The organism is Methylobacterium sp. ap11 (assembly GCF_900110515.1).
Classification (GTDB): domain Bacteria; phylum Pseudomonadota; class Alphaproteobacteria; order Rhizobiales; family Beijerinckiaceae; genus Methylobacterium; species Methylobacterium ajmalii.
The window spans coordinates 29737-44235 of the sequence record NZ_FOEB01000022.1 but is presented as its reverse complement, the minus strand read 5'-3'; the positions used below and the strand labels follow the sequence as shown (position 1 = coordinate 44235).

Below are 14499 nucleotides of genomic sequence, written 5' to 3'. Positions count from 1 at the left end.
GACCGACCATGCCCCTGACCTCGGACGACCTCCTGGCGCGCCTGCGCGAGCGCGCCATCCCCTACACGCTCTACGAGCACCCGCCGGTCCTGACCGTCGAGGCGATGATGGCGGCCTGCGGCGACATCGCGGGCGCGCATACCAAGAACCTCTTCCTGCGCGACGGGAAGAAGACCTACTTCCTGGTCACGCTGCACCACGACGCGCAGGTCGACCTCAAGGGCTTCCGGTCGGTTCTCGGCGCCCGCGGCGGTCTGTCCTTCGCCAGCGCGGACGCCCTGCGCGAGCAGCTCGGCGTCGAGAGCGGCGCCGTCTCGCCGCTCGCCGCCCTCAACGCTGCGCCAGGCGCCGTGAAGGTGTTCATCCAGGATGCGCTGCTCGCCGAGGCGCGGATCAACGTCCACCCGCTGGTGAACGACCGCACCCTCTCGCTGACCCCCGCCGACCTGCTGGCCGCCCTGCGGGCCGAGGGGCATGCGCCGGAGCCGTTCGGGTTGCCGGGCGGGACGGGGGACGAGGCGGCGGCCTGAGGCGTCGAATCGTGGGGGCGGACGAAGAGCGCGCGCACGGCTCGGTGCGCCCCTCCTTCCGGCTCCTCGCGACGAGGGCGAGGCAGTCCGGGGAAATCTCCGAGACCACGGTCCACGACACCGACGAACGTGGATGCCGGGTTCCCTGAAGGCTCGAACCCCTTTCCCGGACGACTGGAGCGTCAGCGCGAGGAGATCCGGGAAAGGGCTGGCCGCCGATGAGCCGGGGAGCCCGGCCAGAACCAGTGTCGTGGTCCGAGACGGGAGGAGCACAGGCATTCCCTCTCCCCGCGGCGGGTCTGTCGCACTCACACAGCTCAGTCCGGGTGCGTGCGCGTTTCAAGGGAGCACGCCTCTCCTCCCCAGGCGCTCCCGGGCTTGCCCGGTATCGCTGCAAGTCGTGGGGAGGGGAAAGCGCCCTCCGTTCCAAGGGGCCGGCCTTCAGAGGCGTCGTGTGACTCTGCAAGGCCACTCGGGAGAGGGGATGCTCCATCCGTGTCGCGACCGATCGAGCAGACCTTCGATCAGCACGCCGAGACGTTGACCGCCAGCCCGCCCAGCGAGGTCTCCTTGTACTTGTCCTGCATGTCGTGGCCGGTCTGGCGCATCGTCTCGATGACCTGGTCGAGGCTGACGAAGTGCACCCCGTCGCCGTGCAGCGCCAGGGAGGCCGCCGCCACCGCCTTGTTGGCCCCGAAGGCGTTGCGCTCGATGCAGGGGATCTGGACGAGGCCGCCGATCGGGTCGCAGGTCATGCCGAGATGGTGCTCCATCGCGATCTCGGCGGCGTTCGCCACCTGGCGCGGGCAGCCGCCCAGGACCGCGGCGAGCCCCGCCGCCGCCATGGCGGCGGCCGAGCCGACCTCGCCCTGGCAGCCGACCTCGGCGCCCGAGATCGAGGCGCGGCGCTTGATCAGCCCGCCGATCGCGGCCGCCGCGAGCAGGTAGTCGCGGCCGCGGGCCTCGCTCCAGTCCGGGCAGAAATCGACGATGTAGCGCAGGACCGCCGGCACGATCCCGGCCGCCCCGTTGGTCGGGGCCGTGACCACGCGCCCGCCCGAGGCGTTCTCCTCGTTCACCGCGAGCGCGAACAGGCCGATCCAGTCCATGATCTCGTGGGCCGGCCGGCTGTTGGCGAGCTTCTTGGCCTCCAGCGTCTCGTGCAGGCGGCGGGCGCGCCGGCGCACCTTGAGGCCGCCGGGCAGCTCCCCGTCCATCCGCAGGCCGCGGGCGATGCAGGCGAGCATCGCGTCGCGGATCGCGTCGAGCCCGTCCTCGATCTCTCCCTGGCCGCGCAGGGCGCGCTCGTTGGCCATCTGGACCTGCGGGATCGACAGGCCGGTCTCGGCGCAGATCCGCAGGAGGTCGGCCCCGCTGTCGAACGGGTAGGGAACCGGAGCGGCCTCGATCCCCGCCGGGCCGGCCTCGCCCTCCTCCTCGACGAAGCCGCCGCCGACCGAGTAGCACACCACCTCGTCGAGGAGGGCGCCCGCCGCGTCGAAGGCGCGGAACCGCATCCCGTTGGTGTGGCGCGGCAGCACTTCGGTGAAGTTGAGCGCGAGGTCGCGGGCGGGCTCGAAGACGAGCCCCGGCAGCCCGATGTCGCCGGTCTCCGCAAGGATTCCGGTGTACTCCGTCACCCGGTCGGGATCGACGGTGGCGGGCTCGTGCCCGAGAAGCCCCAGGAAGATCGCCACGTCGGTGGCGTGGCCGCGCCCGGTCCAGGCCAGCGACCCGAAGATCTCCGCGGTGACCCGCGCCGCGCCGGGCAGGGCCGCCACGCGCTCGCGGAAGCGGCGCGCGGCGACCATCGGGCCGATCGTGTGCGAGCTCGACGGGCCGATGCCGATCTTGAACAGATCGAAGGCGCTGATCATCGGGCGGGGACCCGCTCCACCGGCTGGGCCGCGATGGCGGCCTCTTGGAGGAAGCCGGCCGCGATGGCGGCCTCCTGGAGGAAGCCGTGCACGTAGGTCGCGAACGAGCGCCAGCACTCGACCCGGTAGGACGGCACCGCGCCGGCATGGCGGATGAGCACGATCTCGGCCTTGCCGAGCAGGGTGCGGGTCGCGCTGCCCGGCGGAAAGGCGGCGTCGCCGAGATCGAGGGGGCAGCCGGCGTTGAGGACGTCCGCCGCCAGCGCGCCGGTGACGTCGATGCCGACGTTGCGGTGCGAGATGTCGACGAGCGAGTGGGCGCGGCCCCGGAGGTCGGCGGCCGCGGCCTCGGCGAGGAGGTCGGCCTCGCCCTCCGGCATCCCGATCAGCCACTCGTCGGGCCCGAGCCGCGCCACCCAGCGCCGGTCGTCGCCCGTCACCGTGTTGATCGGCCGGTCGAGGGGGAAGCCGCCGGGCGAGAGGGGCCCGCGCAGGCGCAGGGAGAACCGCGCCTCGGCCTCGGCCGGCTGGATCAGGATGCCGCCGCGGGGCAGGGCGGGCGCCACCGGGCGCCCGAGCGGCAGGGTGCGGGCGGTGCGGTAGCGGACCTCAAGCATTGATGCGCTCCCCCTTGGGATCGAGGAATACCGGCTCGGCCACCGTGGCGGTGGTGAAGCCGTCCGGGGTCGTGACGTGGAGCGTCCGCCCCATGAGGTCGCGGCCGTCCGCCACGAGGGCGAGGGCGATGGAGCGGTTGCAATTGGCGCTCCAGTAGCTCGACGTGACGTGGCCGAGCATCCGCATCGGGATCGGCTGGCCCGGATCGGCGACGATCTGGGCGCCCTCGTCGAGGACGACCTTCGGGTCGTCGGTGACGAGGCCGATCAGCTGCTTGCGGCCAGTCGCGACCACGTCGGGCCGCGCGAGGGAGCGCTTGCCGACGAAGTCCTTCTTCGCCTTGGCGATCATGCCGGCCAGGCCCACGTCGTCCGGCGTGACCGTGCCGTCGGTCTCCTGGCCGACGATGATGTAGCCCTTCTCGGCGCGCAGGACGTGCATCGTCTCGGTGCCGTAGGGGGTGATCCCGTGCGGCCGGCCGGCCTCCATGATCGCCTCCCAGACCGCGAGCGCCTGGTCGGAGGGCACGTTGATCTCGAAGCCGAGCTCGCCGGTGAACGACACACGAAAGAGCCGGGTCGGCACGCCGCAGATCGTGCCGGTGCGCATCGCCATGTGGGGGAAGGCCTGCGGCGACAGGTCGATCCCCTCCACCAGGGATTCGATCACCGCGCGGGCCTTCGGGCCCTGGAGGGCGATGACCGCCCATTGCTCGGTGGTCGAGGTCAGGAAGACGTCGAGGTCAGGCCACTCGGTCTGGAGGTAGTCCTCCATGTGGGCGAGCACCCGGGCGGCGCCGCCGGTCGTGGTGGTGACGTGGAAGCACTCGGGCGAGACCCGGGCGACGACGCCGTCGTCGAGGATGTAGCCGTCCTCCTTGAGCATCAGCCCGTAGCGGCAGCGGCCGGGTTCGAGCTTGGCCCAGGGGTTGATGTACATCCGGTTCATGAACTCGGCCGCGTCCGGGCCGACGATCTCGATCTTGCCGAGCGTCGAGGCGTCGAAGATGCCGACGCCCTCGCGCACCGCCTTGCACTCGCGGGCCACCGCCGCGTGCAGGTCCTCGCCCGGCTTGGGGAAGTACCAGGCGCGCCGCCACAGGGCGACGTTCTCGAACAGGGCGCCGTGGGCCTCGGCCCAGCCGTGGATCGGCGTGGTGCGGATCGGGTCGAACAGGGCGTGGCGCGCCGGGCCGACCAGGGTGCCGAAGGTGACGGGGGTGTAGGGCGGCCGGAAGGTCGTGGTGCCGACCCCCGGCAGGGTCTTGTCGAGCTGCCCGGCGACGATGCCGAGCGCGTTCATGTTCGAGGTCTTGCCCTGGTCGGTCGCCATGCCGGTCGTGGTGTACCGCTTGACGTGTTCGATCGAGTGGAAGCCCTCGCGCACCGCGAGCTTGATGTCCTTGGCGGTGACGTCGTTCTGGAAGTCGACGAAGGCCCGGACCTTGGTCGGGTCGGCGTTCGTGGGCATCACCCGCACCGGCTGGAAGCCGGTCGCGGTCGGCGTCGCCGCGAGGGCGCGCCGCTCCTCCGAGCCCGCGGCCTCGGCCCCCGCCGCGTCGCCCTCGGCCAGGCAGGCGGCGAGATCGTAGGTGCCCTTCGCCGCGCCCGCCGAGCGCTCGGCCTGCGCCGAGGTGCCGGGCACGAAGGCGTCGAGGCCGGGCTCGTAGACGAGCTTGCCGCGGGATTGCGAGAACAGGTGCACGGCCGGCGTCCAGCCGCCCGACATGCCGACGCAGTCGCAGGACAGGAGGCGGGAGGCGCCGATGCGCCCCTCCGGGCCGATCGGCGCGACGACGAGCCCGGTCACGCGCTTGCGGCCCTTGGCGCCGAGCACGGTGTGGCCGGTCAGGACCTCGATCCCGGCCGCACGCAGCTCCGCCGGCTCCGCCCCGCAATCGGCCTCGAGCCGCAGGTCGACGAGGGTGACCTCGGCGCCGGCCGCCCTGGCGTCGAGCGCGGCCCGGTAGGCCGAGGCGCCGGTCGTCGCGAACACGATGCGCCGGCCCGGCAGCACGCCGTAGCGGTTGGCGAAGACCCGCACGCTCTCGGCCAGCATCACGCCCGGCCGGTCGTTGTCGGAAAAGACCAGGGGCCGCTCGTGCGCGCCGCCGGCCAGCACCACCTCGCCGGCCCGCACCTGCCACAGCCGCTCGCGCGGGGCCTGCCCGCCGCCCGCCGGCAGGTGGTCGGTGATGCGCTCGGCGAGCGCGACGTGGTTGTGGTTGTAGTAGCCGAAGGCGGTGGTGCGCGGCAGCAGGATGACGTTCTCGCGCGCGTCGAGATCGGCAAGGGTCTCGGCGAGCCAGGCGGCGGCGGGCCGCCCGTCGATCTGCGAGGTCAGGTCGTGCAGGAGCGAGCCGCCGGGCTCGGGGCCCTCGTCGGCGAGGATCACCCGCTTGCCGGTGCGCGCCGCCGCCAGGGCCGCCGCGAGGCCCGCGGGGCCGGCGCCGACCACCAGCACGTCGCAATGGGCGTGGCGGTTGGCGTAGCGGTCGGGATCGGCCGCCACCGGCGCCTTGCCGAGGCCGGCGGCCGCGCGGATGAACGGCTCGTAGACCTTGTCCCAGAACTTCCGGGGCCACATGAAGGTCTTGTAGTAGAAGCCGGCGACGAAGACCGGGGACAGGAGGTCGTTGACCTCGCCGACATCGACCTCGAGCGAGGGCCAGTGGTTCTGCGACAGGGTCTTGAGCCCGTCGCGCGCCTCGACCACCGAGGCGCGGTTGTTCGGATCGACCCGGCCCGGGCCGCGATCGACCGAGAGCAGCGCGCTCGGTTCGTCGGGCCCGTGGCTCAGGATGCCCCGCGGCCGGTGGTACTTGAACGAGCGCCCGACGAGGTGGATGCCGTTGGCCAGGAGCGCCGAGGCGACGGTGTCGCCGTGGTAGCCCTCGACGGAGCGGCCGTTGAACGAGAAGCGGATCGGGCGTGCGCGGTCGATGCGGCCGCCCCGGGAGGTTCTGAACGGCTGTGCCATCACGCCCTCGCTTGCGTCACGGTGGACTGGGTCACGGTTGCGGGGACCTCCGGGGAGGCGACGTCGGACGATCGGGTCGGCTGCGCCCCCGCCGGGTAGGTCTCGAGGAAGCGGTCGCTCACGGTGTCGCGCAGCGCGTTGAACCAGCGCCCGCAGCCGTGGCTGTGGCACCACCGCTCGGCGTGCACGCCGCGGGGGTTCGACCGGACGAAGAGGTGCTCGCTCCAGGAGAGGTCGTCGAGGGCGGCCGGATCGACGGGGCGGGCGATGTGGGCTTGGCCGCCGCACCGGAACTCGGTCTCGGGTCGGTTGCCGCAATGGGGACAGGCGATCAGCAGCATCGGGCGCCTCGTGGCGGCGGAAGAAGGAGGGGGAGGGGCGTCGCGTCTCGGGTGTGTGGGGGGGGCGCCGGGCGTCGCCGCCCGGGCCCGCCTCAATGCGCGACGGCGGCGGCCGCGGCCTCGTCGATCAGGCGCCCGGTGCGGAAGCGCTCCAGGGTGAAGGGCGCGTTGATCGCGTGCGGCGTGCCGGTGGCGAGCGTGTGGGCGAAGACGTGGCCCGAGCCCGGGGTCGCCTTGAAGCCGCCGGTGCCCCAGCCGCAATTGACGAACAGGTTCCGGACCGGGGTCTTGCCGATGATCGGCGAACGGTCCGGCGTCACGTCGACGATGCCGCCCCAGGAGCGCAGCATCCGCATCCGGGTGAATTGCGGAAACAGCTCGCAGATCGCGTCGAGCGTGTGGGTGGTGATGTGGAGACCGCCCTGCTGGCTGTAGGACGTGTACTGGTCGGTGCCGGCGCCGATGACCAGCTCGCCCTTGTCCGACTGCGAGATGTAGGCGTGGACCGCGTTCGACATCACCACGCAGGGGAAGACGGGCTTGACCGGCTCCGAGACCAGGGCCTGGAGCGGGTAGCTCTCGAGCGGCATGCGCACGTCGGCCATCGCCATCACGGTCGAGGTGTGGCCGGCCGCCACCACGCCGATGCGCCCGGCCTTGATGAAGCCGCGGGTCGTCTCGACGCCGATCGCCGCCCCGGAGGCGTCGCGGCGGATGCCCTTGACCTCGCAGTTCTGGATGATGTCGACCCCGCGGGCATCGGCGCCGCGGGCGTAGCCCCAGGCCACCGCGTCGTGGCGGGCGGTGCCGGCCCGGCGCTGCAGCGCGCCGCCGAGGACGGGGTAACGGAGCTTGTCCGAGATCTCGATCGGCGGACAGAACTCCTTGCACTCTTCCTTCGACAGCCACTCGTTGTCGATGCCGTTGAGGCGGTTGGCGTAGACGTGGCGCTTGAAGCTCTGGACGTCGTGGATGTTGTGCGCGAGCATCAGGACGCCGCGCTGCGAGAACATCACGTTGTAGTTCAGCTCCTGCGACAGGCCCTCCCACAGCTTGAGGGCGTGCTCGTAGAGCGCGGCGCTCTCGTCGTAGAGGTAGTTGGAGCGGATGATCGTGGTGTTGCGGCCGGTGTTGCCGCCGCCGATCCAGCCCTTCTCCAGCACCGCCACGTTGGTGATGCCGTGCACGGTGGCGAGGTAGTAGGCCGTGGCGAGGCCGTGCCCGCCGCCGCCGACGATGACGACGTCGTACTCCGCCTTGGGCTGCGGATCCCGCCACTGGCGGCCCCAGCCCTGGTGTCCCTTCAGGGATTCGGAGAGCAGCGACGTGAGGGAAAAGCGGCGCATCGGTCAGCCTCGCTGTGTTGAGGGATCATCGGCCGCACGCCCCGGCCGGGCTTTCTCGACGGCGACCGCGAGTTTGAGATTTGCGACGCCGGTGCAGGGCCGCGCCGCCCGGCTGCGATTCCCCGCGGGATCGGGTAACCTGGAACGAGTCTCGCTTCGCCGGAGCGGAAGTGATGCAGAGGACCGGAGCGCGGGCGATGGAACAGGCCGGACACGGGACCGCGGAGGTGGTGGAGACGACCTCGGTCGGCTTCATGCTGGTGGCGCAGTTCTCGATGATCGCCTTCACCTCGGCGATCGAGCCGCTTCGGCTCGCGAACCGTGCGGCAGGCCGCGAGCTCTACCGCTATGGTCTGTGGTCGGCGGACGGGTCGACCTGCGAGGCCTCGAACGGCGTTGAGGTCAAGGTGACGGGCCGGTTCGAGGAGGCGCAGGGGCTCGACATGCTCATCGTCTGCGGCGGGCTCGACATCCACCGCCACGACCACCTCGCGCTCCAGGGCACCCTGCGCCGCAGCGCGTCCCGCGGTGCGGCGATCGGGGCGGTCTGCACCGGTACCTACGTGCTGGCCAAGGCGGGGCTTCTCAACGGTTACCGGGCGACGATCCACTGGGAGAACCTCGCGAGCCTCGCCTCCGAGCACGATTCGCTGGAGATCGGCTCCGACCTGTTCGAGATCGACCGCACCCGCTACACCTGCGCCGGCGGGACCGCGGCGGCCGACATGATGCTGTCGCTCATCGCCCGGGCGCACGGGCCGGGCCTCGCCTCCGAGGTCGCCGACCAGCTGATCCACCACCGCATCCGCGAGGCCGACGAGCGCCAGCGCATGGACCTGCGCATGCGGCTCGGCGTGGCCCACCCCAAGCTCCTGCAGGTGGTGGCCCTGATGGAGGAGACCTTCGCCGAACCGCTCGGCAGCCAGGCGCTGGCCGACACCGTACGGCTGTCGAAGCGCCAGCTCGAACGGCTTTTCCTCAAGTATCTCGGCTGCTCGCCGGCCAAGCACTACCTGCACGTGCGCCTCGACCACGCCCGCCACCTGATCCGCCAGACGGCGATGCCGCTCCTCACCGTCGCGCTCGAATGCGGCTTCTCGTCGGCGTCGCACTTCTCGAAGGCCTATGTCGACCATTTCGGCCGCCCGCCGAGCGCCGAGCGGAAATCCTCGACGACCCCCCCCGCGCCGCGCGGCGCCGCCATCCGCGGCAGCGAGGCGCCGGGCCGTCGAGAGCCGGCCTGAGGGTTTTTGGGTCGACGGCCGTGCGCGTCCGCTCCCGTTTGCGGCGGGGCGGTCCCGGAGGATGAGTGGCAGGGGGTTCCGCCGAGCGCCCTCTCGGCCGGGGAGGGAGAGCGTGCGTGCTGCCAGCGAGTCGGTTCGCAAGCCGGAGGAGCGTACCCGCGCCCCCGCACGGGAGAGCGGACACGCGCCCGGTCGGCCCTACCGGCAGGGCGGCCCGCCCGGATGGCCGCAGCCGTGGCCCGGCCCCGGGCCGTGCGGCGCCGGGCGGGGCATCTGCGGCATCGGTCGAGGGGCCATCGGCTGGGGGCGTGGCGCGGCCATCTGCGGCTGGCGCATCGCCTGGGCCTGCTGGCGTCGCATCGCGTCCTGCATCTGCTGCTGCTGGCGCTGCATCATCTGCTGCGCCTCGCCCCGCTGGCGCGCCTGGGCTTGCGCCTGAGCCTGCTGGGCCTGCTGGCGGATCGCCTGATCCATCCGCATCCGGCGCAGGGCGTCGTCGGCTTGCGGCGCCCGGCCGGCCGGGCGGGGCGGCTGTGCCATGCGCTGCGGCGCCATGCGCGGCTGGGGCTGGGCGAGCCGGGGCGGCATCGACGGGGGCGGGCCGGCCTGCGGCGGCAGGGTCGGTCGCGCCCCGGGCGGCATCCGCTGCGGCTGGGCGCTGCGCAGGGGCTGCACCGGGCGCAGCGGCGTGACCGGCGGGCGTACGCCCTGTGTCAAGCCGGCCGCAGGCCCCTGTAACACGCCGGCCGCAGGCCCTTGCGGAACGCCGGCGGCACTCCCGGGTGGAGGTGTCGTGCCGGGGTGGTTCACCGGGGGCGGCATGCCGGCCTGGGTGCCGGCCCGCCCTGCGGCGGGCGGGATCTGGTTGAGTCCCGCCCGGCCGTCGGCCGGGGCGATGGGCAGGCCCGGTCGTCCGGCGACGGCGGGCAGCGGCGTGCCGCCGGCACCCGGCAGGGCCTGGGCCGGGTTCGGCGCCGGCCGCGGCCCTGCGGCGGGCGCGATCTGCCCGGGCAGGCTCGGCCGCAGGGCAGCCGGGCCGGCAGCCGGGCCGGCAAGAGGACCGGCGAGCGGTGCGGCGGGCGTACCGGGAATCGGGCCGGGAGACGGCCCGTCGCGGCGCGGGATCTGTCCCGGAGCGCCGGGCGGAAGCTCGGCCTTCCGGGCGAGGGCGGGCGGCAGGGCGACGCGGGCTGCCGCGGCGCCGATCGCCGCGCCCACGGCGGCGCCGGCGACCGGCGCGAGGCCGGCTCCCCCGGGTGGCGCCCCGTGGAGTTCCGGTCCCGCCGCGACCGGAGCGTGGAGGTTGTGGAACAGCACCGGGTTCGGCGGGGCCACCACGGCGGGCGGGGCGACCACGTAGGTCGGCACCGGGACGTAGGCCGGCACCGGCAGCAGGTAGGCCACGGGCGGCGGCGGGGGCGGGGCGAGCTCCACCAGCACGACCGGGCGCGGCGGCAGGAAGACCACGGGCGGCGGCGGCAGGGCGTAGACCGGGTCGTCGAGGACGAGGGCCGGGCGCTCGACGTAGACGATCTCGTCGGGCGGGGGCGGCGGCACGTCGTACGCGAGGGCGCGGTAGTCCGGCGGCGGCGCCAGCGCGGCGGCGAATGCCGAGAGGCGGCGACGGGCATCCCAGGCATGCGGCCCGCGGGGATAGCGGCCGAGGTAGGACCAGTAGGCCTCCGGCGTGTCGGCCATGGCGCTGGTGCGCCAGGTCAGGGCCTCGCGCCGCGCCGCGATGATCGCCCGCACGCGCTTGGCCAGCGGATCGCGCGGGTAGGCGGCGGTGAACTCCTCGTAGGCCGGCAGGGTGTCGCGGGCGAGGCAGGCGGCGTAGGCCTCCCGCGCGCCGATCTCGCCGAGCGGCTTTCGCGGCGGCTCGAAGCCGGCGAGGGAGGGCGCCCCGGCCTCCCGCTCCAGGAACACGAACGGCGCCGCGATGCGGGAGGCGCTCCACGGCACCTCGGCGCCGCGGGTCGTCTCGGCCACCCGCAGGCGCACCCGCTCGAACAGGGCCGCGGGGGCGAGGCCGCCCTCGCGGATCATCTCGACGAGGGCGAGCGCGTAGGCGCCGTAGGGGCCGGTCTCGGCCGGGCCGACGGTGCCGGGCGCCGCGTTGGTGGCGATCAGGCTGCCGGGCTCGGCTTCCATCAGGGGCAGGCCGCCGGCGAGCGGATCGCCCTTCAGGTGGAACGGCGAGGCCCGCGCGGCGTCCAGCACCACGAAGCGCGCCTTGAGCGGCAGGGCGGCGAGGCGCGAGACGTAATCGGAGATCCGCAGGGTCCGCAGCGGCACGTCGCTGGCGGTCTCGATCCGCGCGTCGACCGGGGCGAAATAGGCCTCGTTGGCGAGCTGCAGCCCGGAGCCGGAGAGGTAGAGGAACGCCACCGTGTCCGGCCCCGCCGCCGCGGCCTTGTCGGTGAAGTCGCGCAGGGTGCGGCGGAGCGAATCCTCGTCGAGGTCGCGGGCGCCGACGACGTCGAACCCCGCCGCCTGCAGCGTCTGGGCGACGAGGCCGGCATCGTTGGCGGCGGTGGGCAGCGCGCCGCCCGGATAGGCGCCGTTGCCGATCACGAGGGCGATGCGCCGCTCGGCGGGCGCGGCCCCCGCCGGCAGGGCGGCGGCGGCGAGGCTCGCCAGCGCCGCGAGGGCGAGAACGAGGTGGCGGAGCGGCGGCATGGCGTTGCCCTCCCGTGGGTGGCGGACCGCGTCCTTGCGCGGCGGATCGCATCTGGTCGCCCGGTTTCCGGGCAGGACGAAGGCGCACCCCATCTCGTCCCCCGGCCCTTGAACCGTCACTGAACGATGCGGCATCACCCTTGCTGCGGCGATTGCCGAAGAGGGAGCCTCGATGCCGGACAGACTGATCCACGCCGCCGCCAGCATCGCGCTGATGATCGCCATCGCGGTGCTGTTCTCGACCAACCGGCGGGCGATCCGGCCGCGGGTGGTGCTCTCGGCCCTCGCCGTGCAGGTGACGCTCGGCGCCCTGGTGCTGTTCTGGCCCGCCGGCCGCACGGGCCTCGGCGCCGTGGCCGACGCGGTCCAGGCGGTCCTGTCCTACGGCGACAAGGGCGTGGCGTTCCTGTTCGGCGGCCTCGTCGAGCCCAAGATGTTCGAGTTGTTCGGCGGCGGCGGCTTCGTGCTGGCCCTGCGGGTCCTGCCGCAGATCATCTACGTCTCGGCGCTGATCGCGGTGCTCTACCATTTCGGTGTGATGCAGGCCCTCGCCCGGGGCTTGGGGGCGGCGTTGCAGCGGGTGCTCGGCACCTCGCGCATCGAGACCTTCTCGGCGGTCATCACCATCTTCATCGGCCAGAGCGAGATCGCCGTGGCTTTGCGCCCCTTCCTGGCGCTGCTCACCGGGGCCGAGCTCTTCGCCGTGATGACGAGCGGGGCGGCCTCCACCGCCGGCTCGATCCTCGCCGGCTACGCCGCGCTCGGCGTGCCAATGCCCTACCTGCTCGCCGCCTCGTTCATGGCGATCCCCGGCGGGCTCCTCTACGCCAAGATCCTGGTCCCCTCGACCGAGCCGAGCCGGGTGACGACGATGCAGGTCACCTTCGGCGAGACCCGGGCCGTCAACGTGATCGAGGCCGCCGCCGACGGCACCCAGAAGGGCCTCGCGGTGGCGGCGGCGGTCGGCGCGATGCTGATCGCCTTCGTCGGCCTGATCGCGCTGCTGAACGGTCTCGTCGCCTATGCGGGCGGCCTCGTCGGGATGCCCGGCGCCTCGATCGAGGGCGGGCTCGGCTTCGTGCTCGCGCCGCTCGCCTGGCTCCTCGGCGTGCCGTGGGACCAGACGATCCTGGTCGGCGGCGCCATCGGCCAGAAGCTCGCCTTCAACGAGTTCCTGGCCTACGCCAACCTGTCGCCGGTCCTGAAGAGCGGCGAGCTCGGCCCCCGGACCACCGCGATCCTATGCTTCGCGCTGTGCGGCTTCGCCAACCTGTCGTCGATCGCGATCCAGCTCGCGAGCTTCGGCAGCCTGGTCCCCGAGCGCCGCTCCGAGGTTGCGGCCTTCGGCCTGCGGGCGATCCTCGCCGGCACCCTGTCGAACCTGACCAGCGCAGCGATCGCCGGGGTGTTCATCGGGGCGTGAGGGCTTCTGGTTCGCTCCAAAACCCATCCTATCCCACTCGCGAACCTCATCCCGAGGTGCCGGGCGATCTTCGATCGACCAACACCTCAGGATGAGGTCGTGGACGGAAGGATCAGGGGTCCGGCAGGAGTCAGGACAGGCTCCTGTACACCGCCGTCTCGAAATCCAGGAAATTCTCTACCGAAGCTGGATCGGCGAATGGGAAGAGCTGCGTGCCCCAGAACCCGCCGACCCCCCTGGTCCGGTCGATCCAGAAATACAGGTTGGCGAGGCCCGCCCAGGCGAGCGAGCCGGCGGAGCGCCCGGTCGGCGCCTCCTCGTCGTTGATCATGAAGCTCAGGCCCCAGGATTTCGGCATTCCGGGGAAGAACTCGGCGTCGTGCGAGAGGTGACGCTTCACCCCCGGCAGGGCGCGGATCCTGAGATCCGGCCCGAGGCCGTTCGTTGCCGCCATCGCGACCGTCTCGGGCCGCAGGACCGGGCCGTGCGGCCCCGCGCCGTCGTCGAGCCACATCCGGACGAAGCGCAGGTAGTCCTCGGCGGTCGAATAGAGCCCGTGGCCGCCCATCTCGACCTCGGGCGCCTGTGGCAGCTCGAAGCCGGCGATCTCCGTCAACGCGCCCTCCCCGCCGCGCTGGTGCATCCGGGCGAGGCGGCCGCGCATGTCGGGCGTCAGCACGAAGCCGGTCGAGTCCATGCCGAGCGGCGCGAAGATCCGCTCCCGCATCACCGTCCCGAGGCGCTCGCCCGTCACCGCCTCGACCACCTGGCCGGCCCAGTCGATGCTGCTGCCGTACTCCCACGACTCGCCGGGATCGAACAGCAGCGGGGTCATCAGCGCGGCGCGGGTGCCGCTGGTGACGCTCGCCTGCTTGCGTGCCCGCAGGAGGCGGGCGTAGCGCTCGTTGAAGATGTCGTAGCCGAAGCCCGCCGTGTGCAGGAGCAGCATCCGGGTGGTGATCGGGCGCGCCGGCGGGCGCAGGCGCGGCGTGTCGTCCTCGGACAACCCCTCGAGCACCTGGATCTCGGCCAAGGCCGGCACGTAACTGGCAGCCGGGGCGTCGAGGTCGAGCCGGCCCTCCTCGGCGAGCTGCAGTACGGCGGTGGCGGTGACGGCCTTGGTGGTGGAGAAGATCGCCATCACCGTGTCGGGAGTCATCGGCGCGTCGGGCGCGCGCTGCCCGGCGGCGCCGGCATAGAGGACCCGCTCCCGGTCGGTCGCCATCGCGACCACGCCGGCGAGCCCGGGGGGGCCGGCCACCGCGCGCCGCAGGATCGCGTCGGCCGCGGCCGTCAGATCGTCGCCCATCCGTGTCCTCCCGGCATTCGTCGTTGGGCGGCAGACTATCCCGCCGCCGCCGCCCTGTCAGGCGGGAGCCCTGCCCGGGATGCCGGCGGCGCAGGCCTGACCCCAGGGAACGCCGCGGCCGGGCGCGCGATTGAGCCGGTGCCGAGCGGAGGC

Annotated in this window: 10 protein-coding genes; 3 read left to right on the top strand and 7 right to left on the bottom strand. The window is 73.1% G+C overall.

Annotated features, from left to right (window positions below; translation table 11 throughout):
• Positions 1-8: 8 nt before the first annotated feature.
• The gene (locus BMX97_RS24615) at positions 9-530 is read left to right on the top strand and encodes a prolyl-tRNA synthetase associated domain-containing protein (RefSeq protein ID WP_091753847.1); all 522 of its coding nucleotides are present in this window, start codon (positions 9-11) and stop codon (positions 528-530) included.
• A gap of 524 nt (positions 531-1054) precedes the next feature.
• Here BMX97_RS24615 and BMX97_RS24610 read toward each other — a convergent pair.
• The 5 genes from BMX97_RS24610 to BMX97_RS24590 form a co-directional block, all read right to left on the bottom strand.
• The gene (locus BMX97_RS24610) at positions 1055-2407 is read right to left on the bottom strand and encodes an L-serine ammonia-lyase (RefSeq protein ID WP_091753846.1); all 1353 of its coding nucleotides are present in this window, start codon (positions 2405-2407) and stop codon (positions 1055-1057) included.
• Positions 2404-3024: a sarcosine oxidase subunit gamma gene (locus tag BMX97_RS24605; protein ID WP_091753845.1), complete on the bottom strand. Its 621-nt coding sequence runs from the start codon at positions 3022-3024 to the stop codon at positions 2404-2406. Before BMX97_RS24605 ends, BMX97_RS24610 begins: the two co-directional genes overlap by 4 nt.
• The gene (locus BMX97_RS24600) at positions 3017-6004 is read right to left on the bottom strand and encodes a sarcosine oxidase subunit alpha family protein (RefSeq protein ID WP_091753844.1); all 2988 of its coding nucleotides are present in this window, start codon (positions 6002-6004) and stop codon (positions 3017-3019) included. Before BMX97_RS24600 ends, BMX97_RS24605 begins: the two co-directional genes overlap by 8 nt.
• Positions 6004-6345, bottom strand: coding sequence for a sarcosine oxidase subunit delta (locus BMX97_RS24595; protein WP_091753843.1), 342 nt, complete (start codon positions 6343-6345; stop codon positions 6004-6006). The genes BMX97_RS24600 and BMX97_RS24595 overlap by 1 nt, the downstream gene beginning before the upstream one ends.
• A gap of 92 nt (positions 6346-6437) precedes the next feature.
• Positions 6438-7691, bottom strand: coding sequence for a sarcosine oxidase subunit beta family protein (locus BMX97_RS24590; protein ID WP_091753842.1), 1254 nt, complete (start codon positions 7689-7691; stop codon positions 6438-6440).
• Between the two features lie 197 nt (positions 7692-7888).
• Between BMX97_RS24590 and BMX97_RS24585 the strand changes: the two genes are divergently transcribed.
• Positions 7889-8935, top strand: a complete 1047-nt coding sequence (locus BMX97_RS24585) for a GlxA family transcriptional regulator (protein ID WP_244538625.1) — start codon at positions 7889-7891, stop codon at positions 8933-8935.
• A 198-nt stretch (positions 8936-9133) separates the two neighbouring features.
• Here the strand turns inward: BMX97_RS24585 and BMX97_RS24580 are convergent, their stop codons facing one another.
• On the bottom strand, positions 9134-11614 hold the full coding sequence (locus BMX97_RS24580) for a caspase family protein (RefSeq protein ID WP_091753841.1): 2481 nt from the start codon (positions 11612-11614) through the stop codon (positions 9134-9136).
• Between the two features lie 172 nt (positions 11615-11786).
• On the opposite strand from BMX97_RS24580, the gene BMX97_RS24575 reads away from it, so the two are divergent.
• Positions 11787-13037 carry a NupC/NupG family nucleoside CNT transporter gene (locus BMX97_RS24575; RefSeq protein ID WP_091753840.1) on the top strand — a complete coding sequence of 417 codons (1251 nt, stop codon included), beginning with the start codon at positions 11787-11789 and terminating at the stop codon, positions 13035-13037.
• A 130-nt stretch (positions 13038-13167) separates the two neighbouring features.
• Here the strand turns inward: BMX97_RS24575 and BMX97_RS24570 are convergent, their stop codons facing one another.
• Positions 13168-14346, bottom strand: coding sequence for a methyl acetate hydrolase AcmB (locus tag BMX97_RS24570; protein WP_091753839.1), 1179 nt, complete (start codon positions 14344-14346; stop codon positions 13168-13170).
• Positions 14347-14499: the final 153 nt, after the last annotated feature.

Coding starts and splice junctions, on each gene's coding strand:
- BMX97_RS24600 (WP_091753844.1), bottom strand. CDS start 6,004: ATGGCACAGCCGTTCAGAACCTCCCGGGGCGGCCGCATCGACCGCGCA.
- BMX97_RS24580 (WP_091753841.1), bottom strand. CDS start 11,614: ATGCCGCCGCTCCGCCACCTCGTTCTCGCCCTCGCGGCGCTGGCGAGC.
- BMX97_RS24605 (WP_091753845.1), bottom strand. CDS start 3,024: ATGCTTGAGGTCCGCTACCGCACCGCCCGCACCCTGCCGCTCGGGCGC.
- BMX97_RS24595 (WP_091753843.1), bottom strand. CDS start 6,345: ATGCTGCTGATCGCCTGTCCCCATTGCGGCAACCGACCCGAGACCGAG.
- BMX97_RS24610 (WP_091753846.1), bottom strand. CDS start 2,407: ATGATCAGCGCCTTCGATCTGTTCAAGATCGGCATCGGCCCGTCGAGC.
- BMX97_RS24590 (WP_091753842.1), bottom strand. CDS start 7,691: ATGCGCCGCTTTTCCCTCACGTCGCTGCTCTCCGAATCCCTGAAGGGA.
- BMX97_RS24570 (WP_091753839.1), bottom strand. CDS start 14,346: ATGGGCGACGATCTGACGGCCGCGGCCGACGCGATCCTGCGGCGCGCG.
- BMX97_RS24615 (WP_091753847.1), top strand. CDS start 9: ATGCCCCTGACCTCGGACGACCTCCTGGCGCGCCTGCGCGAGCGCGCC.
- BMX97_RS24575 (WP_091753840.1), top strand. CDS start 11,787: ATGCCGGACAGACTGATCCACGCCGCCGCCAGCATCGCGCTGATGATC.
- BMX97_RS24585 (WP_244538625.1), top strand. CDS start 7,889: ATGGAACAGGCCGGACACGGGACCGCGGAGGTGGTGGAGACGACCTCG.